Source organism: Amycolatopsis sp. NPDC051373 (assembly GCF_040689465.1).
In the GTDB taxonomy this organism is placed as follows: Bacteria; Actinomycetota; Actinomycetes; order Mycobacteriales; family Pseudonocardiaceae; genus Amycolatopsis.
This window is the reverse complement of the sequence record NZ_JBFBAE010000026.1, coordinates 47,451-62,851: the sequence shown is the minus strand read 5'-3', so window position 1 is coordinate 62,851 and position 15,401 is coordinate 47,451. Positions and strand designations below refer to the sequence as shown.

14 protein-coding genes are annotated in these 15,401 nt (G+C 69.6%); 8 read left to right on the top strand and 6 right to left on the bottom strand.

The genetic code is table 11. The features are described 5' to 3' along the window. Positions 1-401: 401 nt before the first annotated feature. Complete coding sequence (locus AB0383_RS37605; protein ID WP_366189815.1) at positions 402-926, bottom strand: hypothetical protein; 525 nt, start codon at positions 924-926, stop codon at positions 402-404. 172 nt (positions 927-1,098) lie between these two features. On the opposite strand from AB0383_RS37605, the gene AB0383_RS37600 reads away from it, so the two are divergent. Both AB0383_RS37600 and AB0383_RS37595 read left to right on the top strand, forming a co-directional pair. Then, on the top strand, positions 1,099-2,589 hold the full coding sequence (locus AB0383_RS37600) for a HAMP domain-containing sensor histidine kinase (RefSeq protein ID WP_366189814.1): 1,491 nt from the start codon (positions 1,099-1,101) through the stop codon (positions 2,587-2,589). A 511-nt stretch (positions 2,590-3,100) separates the two neighbouring features. After that, positions 3,101-4,975, top strand: coding sequence for a glycosyltransferase family 39 protein (locus AB0383_RS37595; protein WP_366189813.1), 1,875 nt, complete (start codon positions 3,101-3,103; stop codon positions 4,973-4,975). Here AB0383_RS37595 and AB0383_RS37590 read toward each other — a convergent pair. Then, positions 4,950-5,543 carry a hypothetical protein gene (locus tag AB0383_RS37590; protein WP_364173171.1) on the bottom strand — a complete coding sequence of 198 codons (594 nt, stop codon included), beginning with the start codon at positions 5,541-5,543 and terminating at the stop codon, positions 4,950-4,952. The two genes, AB0383_RS37595 and AB0383_RS37590, sit on opposite strands and share 26 nt — an antisense overlap. A 485-nt stretch (positions 5,544-6,028) precedes the next feature. On the opposite strand from AB0383_RS37590, the gene AB0383_RS37585 reads away from it, so the two are divergent. The 4 genes from AB0383_RS37585 (at position 6,029) to AB0383_RS37570 (ending at position 10,588) form a co-directional block, all read left to right on the top strand. After that, positions 6,029-6,160, top strand: a complete 132-nt coding sequence (locus AB0383_RS37585) for a hypothetical protein (RefSeq protein WP_366189812.1) — start codon at positions 6,029-6,031, stop codon at positions 6,158-6,160. 395 nt (positions 6,161-6,555) lie between these two features. Further along, the gene (locus AB0383_RS37580; RefSeq protein ID WP_366189811.1) at positions 6,556-7,869 is read left to right on the top strand and encodes a bifunctional glycosyltransferase family 2/GtrA family protein; all 1,314 of its coding nucleotides are present in this window, start codon (positions 6,556-6,558) and stop codon (positions 7,867-7,869) included. Continuing rightward, positions 7,866-9,701, top strand: a complete 1,836-nt coding sequence (locus AB0383_RS37575) for a glycosyltransferase family 39 protein (protein ID WP_366189810.1) — start codon at positions 7,866-7,868, stop codon at positions 9,699-9,701. Before AB0383_RS37580 ends, AB0383_RS37575 begins: the two co-directional genes overlap by 4 nt. A 179-nt stretch (positions 9,702-9,880) precedes the next feature. Then, positions 9,881-10,588 carry a serine/threonine protein phosphatase gene (locus AB0383_RS37570; protein ID WP_364173177.1) on the top strand — a complete coding sequence of 236 codons (708 nt, stop codon included), beginning with the start codon at positions 9,881-9,883 and terminating at the stop codon, positions 10,586-10,588. Here the strand turns inward: AB0383_RS37570 and AB0383_RS37565 are convergent. Genes AB0383_RS37565 through AB0383_RS37555 form a run of 3 tightly spaced genes read right to left on the bottom strand, consistent with a single transcriptional unit; the run spans position 10,577 to position 11,810 of the window. Next, a complete protein-coding gene (locus tag AB0383_RS37565) occupies positions 10,577-11,149 on the bottom strand; it encodes a DUF2127 domain-containing protein (protein ID WP_364173180.1) in 573 nt (190 codons plus the stop codon). The genes AB0383_RS37570 and AB0383_RS37565 overlap by 12 nt on opposite strands. 59 nt (positions 11,150-11,208) lie before the next feature. Then, positions 11,209-11,619, bottom strand: a complete 411-nt coding sequence (locus AB0383_RS37560; protein ID WP_364173183.1) for a hypothetical protein — start codon at positions 11,617-11,619, stop codon at positions 11,209-11,211. Next, positions 11,616-11,810, bottom strand: a complete 195-nt coding sequence (locus AB0383_RS37555; protein WP_364173186.1) for a zinc finger protein — start codon at positions 11,808-11,810, stop codon at positions 11,616-11,618. The genes AB0383_RS37560 and AB0383_RS37555 overlap by 4 nt, the downstream gene beginning before the upstream one ends. A gap of 104 nt (positions 11,811-11,914) precedes the next feature. Between AB0383_RS37555 and AB0383_RS37550 the strand changes: the two genes are divergently transcribed. Next, positions 11,915-12,745, top strand: a complete 831-nt coding sequence (locus AB0383_RS37550; protein WP_364173189.1) for a Scr1 family TA system antitoxin-like transcriptional regulator — start codon at positions 11,915-11,917, stop codon at positions 12,743-12,745. Positions 12,746-12,758: 13 nt separating this feature from the next. After that, positions 12,759-12,935, top strand: coding sequence for a DUF397 domain-containing protein (locus AB0383_RS37545; RefSeq protein WP_364173192.1), 177 nt, complete (start codon positions 12,759-12,761; stop codon positions 12,933-12,935). 67 nt (positions 12,936-13,002) lie between these two features. Here AB0383_RS37545 and AB0383_RS37540 read toward each other — a convergent pair whose 3' ends face one another. After that, positions 13,003-15,375: a GH92 family glycosyl hydrolase gene (locus AB0383_RS37540; RefSeq protein ID WP_364173195.1), complete on the bottom strand. Its 2,373-nt coding sequence runs from the start codon at positions 15,373-15,375 to the stop codon at positions 13,003-13,005. Between the last annotated feature and the right edge of the window lie 26 nt (positions 15,376-15,401).

The following is a 15,401-nucleotide window of genomic DNA, read 5'->3' as shown; positions in this document are numbered from 1 at the left end:
AGCCATGCCACGCAAGCCTGGCCCGCAACGCAGGAACTACCGTGACGGCAGGCCATCCACCACTGCCGACCGGCATTCGCCTAGCCGTTCCCACCGCCCGCACACACCGCCCACTGCGGCGGAGTTATGCCACGCGAGCCTGGCCACAACACAGGAACTGCCATGACGGCAGGCCATCGATCGCTACCGGTCCGCGCCCGCCAGCCGTTCCTGCGGCCCGCACACACCGCCCTCCGAGGCAGAGTCATGCCGCGCGAGCCCTGGCCACAACGCAGGAACTACCGTGACGGCAGGCCATCCACCACTGCCGACCGGCGTTCGCCCAGCCGTTCCCACCGCCCGCACACACCGCCCCGTTTGCGTGGTCGTACGCGGAGCAAGCCCCAACCGCCGCCGTGCAACTACTGTGACGGCGGCCCGTCCATTGCTTCCGTGACCGAGGTGACGGTGGCCGTGTCTCCAGAAGTGGTGGCGACGATGGTGACCTTTTCGCCGTTGGTGACACCCGTCGCAGTGGCCGTGTCGATTGTGTAGATCTTCGTGAAGCCGTCGTCGCTCTGGGAGGTGAGGGAGGTGGCGGACAGGGCGGTGACTTTGCCTGTTTGGAGGAATTTCGTCACGTAGGCGCCGCTGTCATCGGTGGTGGTGAACTCGCCGTGCAGGGCCTGGCCGAGGGCGCCGGCGCCGCCGGGGCCACCAGGGCCGCCCGGAATGCCCTGGCCGGCGCCCGGGCCGACGGCCGTGGCCGTGCCGGAGTCGGTCGAGCTGCTCGCGATCCAGATCGCGGCGCCGCCACCGACGGCGACCACCGCGGCGACCCCGCCCGCGACCCACTTGCGCCGAGGATTCGGGCCGGGCTTCGAGCTGCCGGGACCACCGCACCAAGCGGGCTGGACAGCGTCCTGAGTGGACTGTTTCGAGGTCATCACACGCTCCTTCGACGGGGGAATTGACCACCACGGTCGAGGCGAACCCTGTGCCGGGACTGTGGCCGTGGTCAGCCCGCGCTGTGACCCCGACTTTTCGGACACCCGACATCACAGCGGGCTCACAGGCAGCACACATGCGGCCCACACCCGGCGCCCCCACGCTCGTGAAATGACACAGCGCGCGAGGACCCGCTTCGGGCGGCTGTCGTTGCGCGCGAAGCTGACCGTGGCGATCGTGGCGCTGTTGTCGCTGGTGTGCCTGGTGATCGGGGTGGTGAGCGAGTTCGCGTTGCGCGCGTTCCTCATCGATCAGACCGACGGGCAGCTCTACGCCGCCGCCGGCCGTGCCCAGGACTTCGCGACGCACGGGGGGCCGCTGGGCGGCCACAACCCGCTCGACGCGCCCGGGCAGGGCGCCGGCACCGTCAACGCCCACTTCTCCGGCGGCCGCCTCATCGACGGCGGCTCGCTCTCCCAGCACGGCCAGCGCGTCACGCTCACCGACGACCAGCTCGCCGCCCTGCAGAGCCTGCCCGCCGACGGCCGCGCCTACACCCGCACCGTCGGCGACCTCGGCGACTACCGCCTCACCGCGACGCCCATCCCCGACGGCGTGGTCGTCACCGGCGTGCCGCTCGAGCCCGTACAGCAGACGCTGCTCACCGTCGGCCTGATCCTCTTCGGTGTCGCGGCCGCCGGCGTCACGGGCGCGGCCTTCATCGGCGCCTTCGCGGTCCGGCGCACGCTCCGTCCGCTCGACCGCGTCGCCGCGACCGCCGCCCGCGTCTCCGAGCTGCCCCTGGACCGCGGCTACGTGGACCTCTCCGTCCGCGTCCCCGACGGCGACACCGACCCCCGCACGGAAGTCGGCCAGGTCGGCTCCGCGATCAACCTCATGCTCGGCCACATCTCCGCCGCACTTGAAGCGAGGCACGCCAGCGAAATGCGCGTACGCCGCTTCGTCGCCGACGCCAGCCACGAGCTGCGTACGCCCCTGGCCGCCATCCGCGGCTACGCCGAGCTCGCCGGCCGCGGCCGCATGCACGTGCCCCCGGACGTCGCCCGGTCCATGACCCGCATCGAATCCGAAGCCGACCGCATGACGACGCTGGTCGAAGACCTCCTGCTGCTGGCCCGCCTCGACGCGGGCCGTCCCCTCGACGTCGCCGAAGTCGACCTGGCCCGCCTCGTCGCCGACGCGGTCGGCGATGCCCACGTGGCCGGCCCCTCGCACCGCTGGGAGCTGCGCCTGCCCGACTCCCCGGTGCTCGTTCTGGGCGACGTCCAACGCCTGCACCAGGTCCTCGCCAACCTCCTGGCCAACGCCCGCGTCCACACCCCACCCGGCACCACCGTCGTGACGTCCCTCGCTCGCTCCGCCGACGGCACCGCCGTGATCACCGTCACCGACAACGGCCCGGGCATCCCCCCGGACCTCCTCCCGGCCGTCTTCGAACGCTTCGCCCGCGGCGACTCCTCCCGCTCCCGCGCCGCCGGCTCGACGGGCCTGGGCATGGCCATCGCGGCCGCGGTACTGGTGGCCCACCACGGCACCATCGAGGTCCACAGCATCCCCGGGCGCACCGAATTCGCGGTACGCCTGCCGGTCACCGTCCCGGCCCAGCGCACCGATTCACCCGTGGCACAGATCGAAGCCTGACACCACGGCGCCCATCCACCGACGCCCCGACACGCCCGCACCGGCAAGCGGTCCACCCCACCACAACCATCGCGGCCGCCGCACTCGTGGCACACCACGCCACCATCGAGGTCCACAGCATCCCCGGCGCACCGAGGTCTCCGCCGCTGCCGCGAAACACGCGTTCGCGAGCCCGTCGCGCAGGTCGACGCCTGACCCGGCGACGGACATCGTCGCCCGGCAATATCCGGCCGCGTAGCGAAACGTCGTCGCCCGAGGACCGCCGGCCCGGTCTGGCCAACGCGGCGACGCACCACGGGTCCGAGGCCACAGCGTCCCCCGCCGCACGGAATTCGCGGCTCGCCTCCCGGTCGCCGCCGTCCCTGACCCAGCGCACCGGCCAGCCCGCCGCGTTGGCCTGATTCCTCCCCTACCACTCGTGATGTCCGCTCACGCTGTGACATCCCGTCGCACAGGGCGCACACAGGGTGTCCACAAGGCCGGCCCAGGGTGGGGCGACAGGGTGGCTGTCATGACCGCAGTCGCGATTCCCGCCGCCACACCGAAACGGGCGGACGTCACCCGGCCCCGTTGGGTGCGGCCGGCGTTGGCCGTCCTGCTCGCCGGCACGGCGGCGCTGTACCTGGTGGACCTGAGCGCCTCCGGGTGGGCCAACGCGTTCTACTCCGCGGCCGCCCAGGCGGGCGCGCAGAGCTGGAAGGCGTGGTTCTTCGGGTCCAGCGACGCGGCCAACGGCATCACCGTCGACAAAACCCCCGCCGCTCTGTGGGTGATGGGGTTGTCGACGCGGCTGTTCGGCGTGAACGCGTGGAGCGTGCTCGTCCCGCAGGCACTGATGGGGGTCGGGTCGACGTACCTGCTCTACGCGACCGTCCGCCGCACTTCCGGAGCAGCGGCCGGACTGCTGGCCGCGACGATCCTGAGCCTCACCCCGGCGGCCGCGTTGATCTTCCGGTTCAACAATCCCGACGCGCTCCTGGTCCTGCTGCTCATCGCCGCCGCCTATTGCACGGTGCGGGCGATCGAAAAGGCCGGCCCGAAGTGGCTCGCGCTCGCGGGAGTGGCGGTCGGGTTCGGGTTTCTCGCGAAGATGCTCCAGGCGTTCCTCGTGCTGCCCGCGCTGGGCCTCGCCTACCTGATCGCCGCGCCGACCCCGCTGGGCAAACGCTTGCTCCACCTCGCCGGCGCAGTGGGAGCCGTCATCGTGTCGGCCGGCTGGTACCTCGCGGTCGTCGCACTGTGGCCGGCCGCGGACCGGCCCTACATCGGCGGCTCCCAGGACAACAGCCTTCTCGGCCTCACCTTCGGCTACAACGGCTTCGGCCGCATCACCGGCGACGAGACCGGCAGCGTCGGCGGCGGACGCGGCTGGGGCACCACGGGCCTGTTCCGCCTGTTCGGCAGCGAAATGGCCGGCGGCATCGCGTGGCTGCTGCCCGCCGCGCTGCTCGCGCTGGGGGCCGGCCTGTGGTTCACGCGCCGCGCACTGCGCACCGACCAAAGCCGCGCGGCGCTCGTGATCTGGGGCGGGTGGCTGCTGGTGACGGCGATCGTCTTCAGCTACATGGGCGGCATCATCCACCCGTATTACACGATCGCCCTGGCCCCGGCCGTCGCCGCGCTCGTCGGCACGGCCGCGGTCCAGCTGTGGCGCCTGCGCGACGACCCCGCCGCCGCCGGCGTCCTCAGCGGCGGCCTCGCGCTCACGGCCGTGACCTCCTACGTCCTGCTCATCCGCGAACCGTCCTGGCAACCGTGGCTCGCGCCCGCGATCCTGGTCGCCGCGCTGCTCGCGGCCGTGGCGGTGTTCTTCGTCAACCAGCTCGGCCGCACCGCCGCCCGGGGGCTCGCGGTCCTGGGCCTGGTGACGCTCCTGGCCGCCACCGGTGCGTACACGATCGCCACGGCCGCTACTCCCCACAGCGGCGCCATCCCGTCAGCCGGACCGGCGACACGCCGCGGCTTCGGAGGCGGCACACCGGGTCGAGGCTTCGGCGGCCCAGGCGGAGTCGGAGGCGGCCGCGGCAGGGCCGGCGGCCTCCTCGGCACCGCGACCCCCGGCCCGAACCTCACCGCACTCCTCCAAGCCCCCGACCACACCTGGACAGCCGCCACGGTCGGCTCCAACAACGCCGCCGGCTACCAGCTCGCGAGCAACCTGCCGGTCCTCGCCGTCGGCGGCTTCAACGGCACCGATCCGTACCCGACCCTCGCCCAGTTCCAGCAGTACGTCCGCAATGGACAAATCCACTACTTCCTCGGCGACGGCCTCACGATGCAAGGCAGCAGCGGCAGCGACTACGCCCAGCAGATCGCCACCTGGGTCGCCGACAACTACCAGGCGACCACAGTGGACGGTGTCACCGTGTACGACCTGACAACCTGAGATAAGCCTCGCCCCGCGGCGAAATCCGGTATCCCACCTCGAGCGAGAGCGTGAGCCCCAGGTCCTTCAGCTTGCGCACGGACCGCTTGAAGACCAGCAGCTCCTCCCACCCCAGCTGCTCGGCCAGCGTCCCCGCCCGCAGCCCCGGGTTCGCCGTGATCGCCTCCAGCGTGGCCCTCGTCCACGGGCCGTCCGGACCACTGGCATCGAACCTGCGCAACCGCGCGGAAATCGCCTCGACGTCCGAACCCGACAACGCCGCGTCAGCCGCCAGCGCGTCTCGCGGATCCCCGCCCCGCACGACGTGGAACGACACCCGGTACAACGGCACCGACTCGTCGCCACGCAGGTTCGAAACCAACTCCGCCAGATCCGCGTACCCCGCCGCCACCGCGTCCTCGTCCGTCAGATCCGCGACGGTCACCTCGTCGACGTGCTCCACCTCGATCAGGTCGACACCCGTCCGGTACCGATGCCCGGCGATCGCCTTGTTGCGCGCCCACCTGCGCACCATCACGGTCACTCGCCCCGCGTGGATGCCTTCCCGCAGCCGTGCCTCGAACAGCATCCGCCCATCTTACGGGCGCTGTCGGACATTTCACGTATCCCCGACGCCACTCTGACCGCCGCCCCGAAGATGGCGGCATTTCGAGCTCTCCGCCCACGCCGCCCCGCACAGAGACAAACCCCCGCCCTCCCTAGGGGGCGTCCCTCGTCCAGTCTATCGGCCCCCACCGACAAAACCCGTGGCCGAGCCAAAATGAGGCAGAGCTGTCCACAACTCGGTCTCCGTGTGGACAACTCGACTCATGGGCTGAACCAGCCTTGCGGCGGCCCAGCGACAGGAGAGCGCCGACAACCCGCGGACGCCGACGCACGGAGACGACGATCAGCCCGGGCGTTCCTGCCACACGTCCTTTCGCGATGACATAGCCCGCCGCGCCAGGGCGCGTTTTCGGCGACCATTACGGCGAGCAGCACAGCCGACGCAAGGCGGATACGCTTACCTCGACTGCCAGTTCGTCATCTGAACGAAATCCGAGGCCAGAACCCATGCAGACCGGCGACAGCTACATCACGGACGAGTTCGAGCCCGTACGGCACGACCTCCTCGCCGCCGGTCTGCGCGCCGAGGTCGGTGGTGCGCGGAGATTCCCGGGGATTCCCGTCTTCTGGCCACCTTGAGCGTCGAAGGTGCGCCAGATCGGCACAGTCGCGCTCGACGAAGGGGCTTCACCGGCCGAGCGGTTGGCCGCGCTCGCCAATTTCACTCAGGACCTCGTCCTGGAGAATCACCGTCCTGGTGGCCGAAGTGTTGTGTGGCCGCACTGTGCCAACCGTGACCACGGCCATCCCATGACCCGCTCGTCCTCGACGGCGTCGCGGCCTGGGTCTGCCCCGCCGTTTCCGGTGAGGCGGCTGTGCCCGTCGGTGAGTTCCCCGGCGGCTCTCGGCGCTGAACGCCGGGCGGCACGGCGAGCACCCCAGCCGTTCAAGATCACCCGATAGAGCAGCGACCCACAGGCGGCCCACAGCGGCGCCACAAGCCGGCCAAAGCCGGGCGCCGAACGATGGCTCCCATGAACGCCACCGCACCCTCCCGGAACGGAGCCGAAAACGGAGCCGAAAACGGAGCAGGAGCCCCCGCACAGGTGCCCCAGCCTCGCCCCGGGTCGACGCCGGTCGGCCTCGGCGGGCCGCAGCCGGTGCTCGACGTCGTGATCCCGGTGTACAACGAGGAAACCGACCTGGAGCCCTGCATCCGCCGGCTCCACGCGCACCTCGAGGAGCACGCCGGCTACGCCTACCGCATCACCATCGCGGACAACGCGAGCACCGACAAGACGCTCCACGTGGCAGAAACCCTCGCCAGAGAGTTCGCGCAGGTCGAGGTGCGCCACCTCGACGAGAAGGGCCGCGGCCGTGCGCTGAACGCCGTGTGGTCCACTTCGGACGCCCAGGTGCTGGCCTACATGGACGTCGACCTCTCCACCGATCTCGCCGCCCTGCAGCCGCTCGTGGCCCCGCTGCTCTCGGGACACTCGGACCTCGCCATCGGCAGCCGGCTCGCACGGGGTGCGCGCGTCGTCAGAGGCCCCAAGCGTGAGTTCATTTCGCGCTGCTACAACCTCATCCTCAAGAGCGCGCTCGCCGCCCGGTTCTCCGACGCGCAGTGCGGCTTCAAGGCCATCCGCGCCGACGTCGCGCGCCGCCTGCTCCCCCACGTGCAGGACACGGGCTGGTTCTTCGACACCGAACTCCTTGTCCTCGCGCAGCGCTCGGGCCTGAGGATTCACGAGGTCCCGGTCGACTGGGTCGACGACCCCGAGTCTTCCGTCCACATCGTCAAGACCGCCACCGCAGACCTCAAGGGCATCGTGCGCATCACGCGCGCCACGTTGACCGGCGAGATCCCCGTGCGCCGCCTGCGCGAGCAGCTCGGCCGCGAGCCCATCGGCGTCACCGCGCCCGGCGTCTCGCCCGGCCTTGTGAAGCAGCTCGTGCGCTTCGCCGTCGTCGGGGTCGCCAGCACCGCCGCGTATCTGCTGCTGTTCCTCTTGTTGCGCAACGGGATCGGCTCGCAGCCGGCGAACTTTCTGGCCCTGTTCGTCACGGCCGTCGCCAACACGGCGGTGAACCGGCGCGTCACGTTCGGCGTCCGCGGCCGCGGCGGCGCCGGGAGGCACCAGTTCGAGGGCCTGATCGTGTTCGGCCTCGGCCTCGTGCTCACCAGCGGCTCGCTGGCCCTGCTCAACCACACGACCCACCCCGGGCTCGGGCTGGAGACCACCGTGCTCGTGCTGGCGAACCTCGCCGCCACGGTGCTGCGTTTCCTGTTGCTGCGCGGCTGGGTGTTCAACCCCCGCCGGCGCCCGTCCGAGGAGACCCCATGACCGCCACGCTCGCCGTCCCTGCCAGACAGAAACCCGCACACCGCAAGGAACACCACCGGCCGGCCGTGTTCGGCCTCCTGGCCCTCACGGCCGTCCTCTACTTCTGGAACCTCACCGCCTCGGGCTTCGGCAACTCCTTCTACGCCGCCGCCGTGCAGTCCGGCACGCAGAACGTCGAAGCCTGGCTCTTCGGTTCCCTCGACTCCGGCAACGTGATCACCGTCGACAAACCACCCGCCGCCCTCTGGGTCGGCACGGCCTTCGCCCGCATCTTCGGCTTCTCCAGCTTCACGGTGCTGGCCCCGCAGGCGCTCATGGGCGTCGCGTCCGTCGGCCTGCTCTACCTCACGGTCCGCCGCGTCTCCGGTCCAGTCCCCGGCCTCCTCGCCGGCGCAGGTCTCGCGCTGACGCCCGTGGCCGCACTGATGTTCCGCTTCAACAACCCCGACGCCCTGCTCGTGCTCCTGCTCATCGCCGCCGCGTACTTCACCGTGCGCGCAGTGGAGAAGTCGAGCCCGATGTGGCTGGCACTCGCCGGGGTCGCCGTCGGGTTCGGCTTCCTGACGAAGATGATGCAGGCCTTCACCGTGTTGCCCGCGTTCGCGCTCGCCTACCTCGTGGCCGCGCCGACGTCGCCCGGCAAACGCGTGCTGCACCTGCTGTATGCGGGCCTCGCGGTGATCGTGTCCGCCGGGTGGTTCGTGGCGCTCGTCGAGATCTGGCCCACGGCCTCGCGCCCCTACATCGGCGGCTCCACCGCCGACAGCCTGCTCGAACTCGCCCTCGGCTACAACGGCCTCAGCCGCATCTTCGGCGGCGAGGGCCCGGGCGGTGGCGGCGGGTTCGGCGGCGCGGGCGGCGCCAACACGATGTTCGGCGGCAGCAGCGGCCTGGGCCGCATGTTCGGCGCCAGCTTCGGCACGGAGGTGTCGTGGCTGCTTCCGGCCGCGATCATCGGGCTCGTCGCCGGCCTCTGGTTCACCCGCCGCGCCGCCCGCACCGACCGCACCCGCGCGGCCCTGCTGCTCTGCGGTGGCTGGCTGCTCGTCACGGGCCTGGTGTTCAGCCTCATGAGCGGCATCGTGCACCCGTACTACTCCGTGCAGCTCGCCCCGGCGATCGCCGCCGTGGTCGCGATTTCCGGCCATGCCCTGTGGCGCGGCCGGGCGAACACCGCGGCGCGGGTGGTGCTCGGTGCGATGATCGCCGTGACGGCCGTGTGGAGCTTCATCCTCCTCGACCGCACACCCGGCTGGTTCCCCGCGCTGCGGTGGATCATCGTGGTTCTGGGCGTTCTCGTCGCGACGGTCGTGGTCCTCGGCGTGCCCCCGGTGCGCAAGGCGCTGGTGACCCTGGCCGCCGCGAGCGTGCTGACGCTCGGGCTCGGCACCGCCGCCTACGCCGTCGAAACGGCCGCCCAGCCCCACACCGGCTCGATCCCGACGTCCGGCCCGAGCACCGGAGGCGTCGGCGGGTTCGGCGGGTTCGGCGGCGGTCCAGGTGTGGAGCAGACGAGCAGCGAGCTCACCGCGCTGCTGGCCAAGACCACCACGAAATGGGCCGCCGCGACCACCGGTTCCCAGTCTGCCGCGAGCCTGGAGCTCGCCAGCGGCAGGTCCGTGATCGGCATCGGCGGCTGGGACGGCAGCGACCCGACGCCCACACTGGCGCAGTTCCAGCAGTACGTGGCGAACGGCCAGGTCTCCTACTACGTCGACGGCGGCCGCGGCGGCGGACCCGGCGGCGGCTCCAGTGAGATCACCGAGTGGGTCGCGGCGAACTTCACCGCCACCACCGTCGGCAACTCGACCGTCTACGACCTCACGAAGTAGCCCGAGCGGGAAGGCCACCTCGCCCAGCAGGGCGAGGTGGCCTTCGGCGTGTTCGGCGCAGCGTGTGAAGCGGTGGTTTAGGCCAACAGGGGAAAAACAGCCGGGTCTCAGTCTGTTCCCAGGAAACGAGCGCATTCTGGAAAGTGCAGGGGGAAGCCGCGAATACCGGGGAGGTCACGATGGCCGGATACCCACGCTGGCACACCGCCAGCGCCCAGGGCCCACGCGAGCGCAACGCCGACGCCGTGAGCGCCTACGCCCTCGCCGGCGCGCCCGGGATCACCTTCGCACTCGCCGACGGCGTCGGCGACGACCCCGGCGCCGGCCGCGCCGCCCAGACCGCCGCGGCGGCCGCCGCGCGCACGCCCGTGCAGAGCGGACCCGTCGCCGCGATCCTCAACGCCCAGCGCGCCCTGCGCGAGCTCGGTGGCACCGGCGACGCCGTGCTCGTGGTCGCCATGCCCTTCCCCGGCGGCTACCGCATCGCGTGGGTCGGCGATTCCCGCGCATACGCCTGGGACGGCACCATGATCCGCAAGCTCACCACCGATCACACGCTGGCCGAGTACTTCCGCGCGCGCCACCAGCCGTACTCCTCGCGCATGGAGCACATGGTCACCACGAGCGTGCGCACCACGAAGCCCGACGAGATCGGCACCGCGGAGGTCGTCGGCAGAGGGCTGCTGCTCACCAGCGACGGCGTGCACAAGGTCCTCCCGCCCGCGACCATCGACGAGATCCTGGCCGACCCCGAGCGCGGCGCCGCGGCGCTCGTCGAGGCAGCCATCACCCTCGGCGGTACCGACAACGCCACCGCGCTCTTCGTCGAACAGCCGGAGGTGGACGTGGCCGCCATCGTCACCGAGCGATTTCCCTCAGCTGCCTGAATCCGCGCTGCCCGAATCCGAGCCGCCCGAACCAGGGCCGTCTGACTCACGTTGACGGGCGCGTTCCCGGCGCAGCTGCCGGTACTCGCGGTACACGAGCACGATGATCACCGCGTCGAGCGCCGCGAAGAACGGCAGCGCGATCGAATGCGTGTTGATCGCCCGGTACACCTCGTAGACCACGAACGCGCCCAGCACGACCATCGCCACCGGGTACGCCCGCATCCACTTGCGCGCGAGCGCCCACACCAGCAGCAGCTTGATCACGCCGTGGGCCAGCAGGTATGCCACCGCGAACGTCTTCGTGCCACCGCTCACGAAGTGCTCGGTCGCCAGTTCCAAGTGGTGGGCGAGCGTGCCCGACGGGTCGCCCAGCAGGTCGCGCGTGATCACGGCGTGGGTGAAGCCCGTGACCACCGTCGACGGGATGAACGCCAGAATCAGCGCCCCGACCAGCTGCACCGCGCCGTCGAGCCCCTTGAGCGCGATCGCGATCCGGAACAGCCGGTCAGTGCTGGTCTTCTCCTGGTTCTGCTGGTTCTCCTGGTTCGGCTCCGCCATCGGTCCAGCCAACACGAAAACCGCCGGTCACGCTCGGGTCGGGCGCCCGTGGGCACCCGTCAGGAGGATCCCTGCCAGACTTGGCACGATTCGCACCTTTCGTGGCGCGCCGCGCGGTTCGTGGCGTCGCGGCCGTAGAACGGGTAACACGCCGAACCGCACAGCGCCAGGAACACGTTCCCGCACCGCAACGGCCTCGGCCCCACCTGGTGCACCACCCCGATCACGTGGCGGCGCGTGCCGGCCTCGGGCAGCCACCCGTCGGGCGGCAGCACGGCGAGTATGGCCGCGTTCAGCTCGTCCGACCTCGCCACGAGCGCACCGCCCAGGTCGAGCAGCCGCTCGCCGAGGTCGCGCAGCGCGTCGGGGCGGGGCAGGTCTTCCTCGAACGTGCGCGCCAGGAACGCCAGATCCGCGCCCAGTGAAGCGTGCAGATCCCGGATCCGATCGAGGAGCAAGGTGTCGTTCACGTCCGACTCAACCACGCCGACGAACACACCACACACGTCGGATCGAACCAATTCCCGCCGAGCTGCGGAACGTCGTCCCGCGCGACGGTCACCTCCACCCCGCACAACGCGACGAACGATTCCTCCGGACGCGGCGCGAAAGGCCCTTCGAGGGCGTGCCGTTTACCCTCGGCCTGCTGCCATCTCAACACAGCGGTCTCCCCTATTCAGCAACGTGCTGAACACAGCCTTCTGTCAACGCCGGTAAACGCCAAGCGCGGCCCGGGTGATCATCCGAATACGTATGATGACGCCCATGACCAAGCCTTCTGGCACCCCGCGCGCAGTGGCGCTGGGTGCGGCGCTGCGCGAAGTGCGCGAAGCGAAGAAGTTCGGCCTTCGCGAACTGTCGCGGGCACTCGACCTGAACCCGAGTCTCGTTGCGCACTGGGAAGCCGGAACCCGCATGCCGTCCACCGAGGACGTGGCTACCCTGCTGGGCTACTTGCGGGTGATCGGCGAGCCGAAGCGCCGGATCATGGACTTGTCCCGACATCTGCGCGATCCGAACTGGATGGCGGCCGGACAAGCCGAACTGACTCCGGAATTGACTACACTCCTGCAATACGAGCAGGGCGCGAGCACGATCACCGATTGGTCTCTCAACGTCATTCCCGGGCTGTTGCAAACTCCGGATTATGCTCGCACACTTTTCGAAGGACGACTCAATGCCGACCAAATCGATGCCCGAATACGAGTACGCCTGAACCGGCAAAAGATCCTCACCGAACGCGACCCGATCAAATACCTTGCCATTGTCGGCACCCATGCCATTGATGAGCCGATTGCCCCGGATTGGGTCATGTCCGATCAGATGGACCACCTGCTGGCCATGTCCGAGCGACCCAACATCAGCCTGCGAGTGTTGCCACGCCAACCAAGATTCCATCCCGGCATGGCCGGGTCATTCGTTGTTTACGAATACGACCATCGAAATCCGATTGTCCTCCTGGAGCAGTACAGCACGACCTCGTTCCTCAGCAGCGATAAGGATTGGGGTCCCTATCTTGCACTTGCTAAGCTTCTCGCCGGAGAGGCATTGAGCGAGGAGGCCAGCCGCGCGATGATCGCGGAGGCAGCGACGTAGGCGGAGGGCAAACATGCAGGCTGCTCAGTGGCGGAAGTCGTCCTACAGTATGGATAATTCCAACTGCGTCGAGATCGCTGTCTCGGAAGAGATCGGTGTCCGGGACACCAAGAATCGCGAAGCGGGACAACTCACCGTCTCGCGCGAAGCGTGGCAGGGCGTCCTCCGCGCGTTGCAAGCGAAGCACTGAAGCCCTGCCACAGAAGCAGCGCTGAAGCCCGGGGTTGCGGCCCTGTTGGACCGCAACCCCGGACTTGTCAGGCGCGCGCCACCGCCGGCGGACCGGCGTTGACGCCCCAGCTCGTCGGGGTGTCCGAGAGCTGAATCTTGATGGTTCCCGCGCGCAGCAGGTCCTTGTGCGACAACCAGCTCTGCCGCAGCTTGCCGCCGTTGCCCGGGCCGTCGGTCTTGACCGAGGACACGTACTGCAGCTTCGAAGCGCTGGCGCCCGGGGCCTCGATGCTGATCGTGCGGCCGTGCTCGGGCCGGATCTCGACCTTGTCGAACATGGGCGCGGTGATCACGTAGGTCGCGGAGCCGGGCTGGGCCTCGAAGATCCCCGCCATGGCGAAGACGAGCAGCGACGAGGTGGCGCCGAGGTCGTCGTTACCGGGCATGCCGTAGACGTTGTCGGTGAAGAGCGTGCGCATGGCGCGCAGCACGGCCGACGTCTTCCACGGCGCGCCGGTCCACGTGTACATCCACGGGGCGGCGAAGTCGGGCTCGTTGTTGGGGTTGAACGCGAAGTTGTTGTGGTAGTCGTAGGCGCCCGTCACCCAGGAGTCCGCGGCGGCCTTCGCCGGGTCGGTGAGCACGGTGGGCATGTCGAAGAACTTGTCGAGCCGCTGCTCGGCCTGCCCGGCGCCGCCCATCAGCCCGAAGAGGGTCTGCGGGTCCTGCTGGCCCATCCACTGGTACTGCCAGGCCGTGCCCTCGTGGAAGGCGTTGGTCTGGGTGGGGTCAGGGTTGCCGACGGTGGAGCCGTCGGCGTTCTTCGGGACGGGGAAACCGTTGAAGCCCTGGGAGGTGATCGTCGGGTCCCAGAGTTTGGTGAAATTGTCACAGCGCGACGCGAGAGTTTTCGCCTTGTCCTGGTAACCCAGTCCCGCCGCCATGGTGGAAAGCGAACAGTCACCCAGCGCGTACTCCAGCGTGGCGGAGCCGGCCTGGCGGCTGTCGCCGAACTTGTAGCCGGGCAGGTTCTGGTAGGCGACCCAGCCGTTCTGGACGTAGCTGGGGTTGCCGTCGCGGCCGCGGAAGATCGACTGGTCGGCGGGGACCTCGTTGGCGTTCTTCCAGAGCGCGTCGAACAGGCCGCGCGCGGTGCGGTTGTCGAGCAGGCCGCGGTTGTAGATGTCCACGACCCACGGGGTGATGGGGTCGCCGGACATCACGTTGGTCTCGCTGTTGCCGAGGCCCCAGCGTGGTAACCAGCCACCATCCTGGTAGATGTGCAACACGGATTTCGCCATGTCGGCGGCCTTGTCCGGATGCAGCAGCGCCACGAGCTGGTTCTGCGAGCGGTAGGTGTCCCAGAGCGAGAACATCTGGTAGTACGTCGAATCCGCCTTGTGCACCTGATCGTCGAAGCCGCGGTAGCGATTGTCCACATCGGACCCGATCGACGGGTGCAGCAGCGAGTGGTAGAGCGCGGTGTAATACGTACGCTGGTCTGGTGTTGTTCCACCAGCCACCCGCATGCGGTTGAGCTCGTCCTGCCAGGTGTTGTGCGCTTGTGAACGCGCCTTGTCGAACGACTTGGGCTGCTCGGCCTTGCGGTTGAGGCGGGCGCCGTCGACCGAGGTGTAGGACAGGCCGACCGACGCGCCGACGTCGCGACTCTGATTGGGGTCGAACGTCAAGTAGGCGCCGGCGCGCTGGGTGCCGCGTGAGGCGTCGCGCTGGTTCGGGGTGATCGTGCCGTCGGTCCAGGTGCCGAAGTTTTGGAACGTGCGATCGAACTTGGCGCTGAAGAAGATCCGGTAGCGCTCCTTGCCGGTCTCGCCGCAGAAGTTGCCGCCCTGCAGCCAGCCTTCGACGGTGTCGTCGCCGACCACGTGGACGTCGCCGGCGTAGGTCGAACCGTTGCTCTGGCCGACCTCGATGAGCACGTTCTCGGGTCCCGAGCCGGCGGGGTAGGTGTAGCGGTGCTGGCCCGTGCGCTGCGTCGCGGTGAGCTCGGCCTGGATGCCGTTGTCGAACTTCACGCCGTAGTAGCCGGGCGCGCGGGTTTCGTTGGCGTGGCTGAACTTCGCGCCGTACTGCGCCGGATCCGACGACGTGACGGCGCCGGTGGTCGGCATGAAGCGGAAGTTGCCCATCGTCTGACAGCCGACGCCCGAGAGGTGCGTGTGACTGAAGCCGAGGATGGTGTCCTGCTTGTAGTCGTAGGAGGCGTACTGGTTCAGCTGGGTGTCGGGGCTCAGCTGAACCATGCCGAACGGCACCGCGGCGCCCGGGAACGTCGTCCCGTCGCCGTTGTTGCCGATACTGGTGTCGACGAGCGTGGTGGGGTCGTCGGCGAACTTCGGCCCTTGCTGGGCCTGGGCTGTGGCTGCCGTGGTGGTGGCCGCTGTGGCCACGGCGCTGGCGAGCACCAAGGCGGCGAACACGCGTTTCCGCGCTCTCATCGCGTTCCTTTCGGCGTGACAACGTT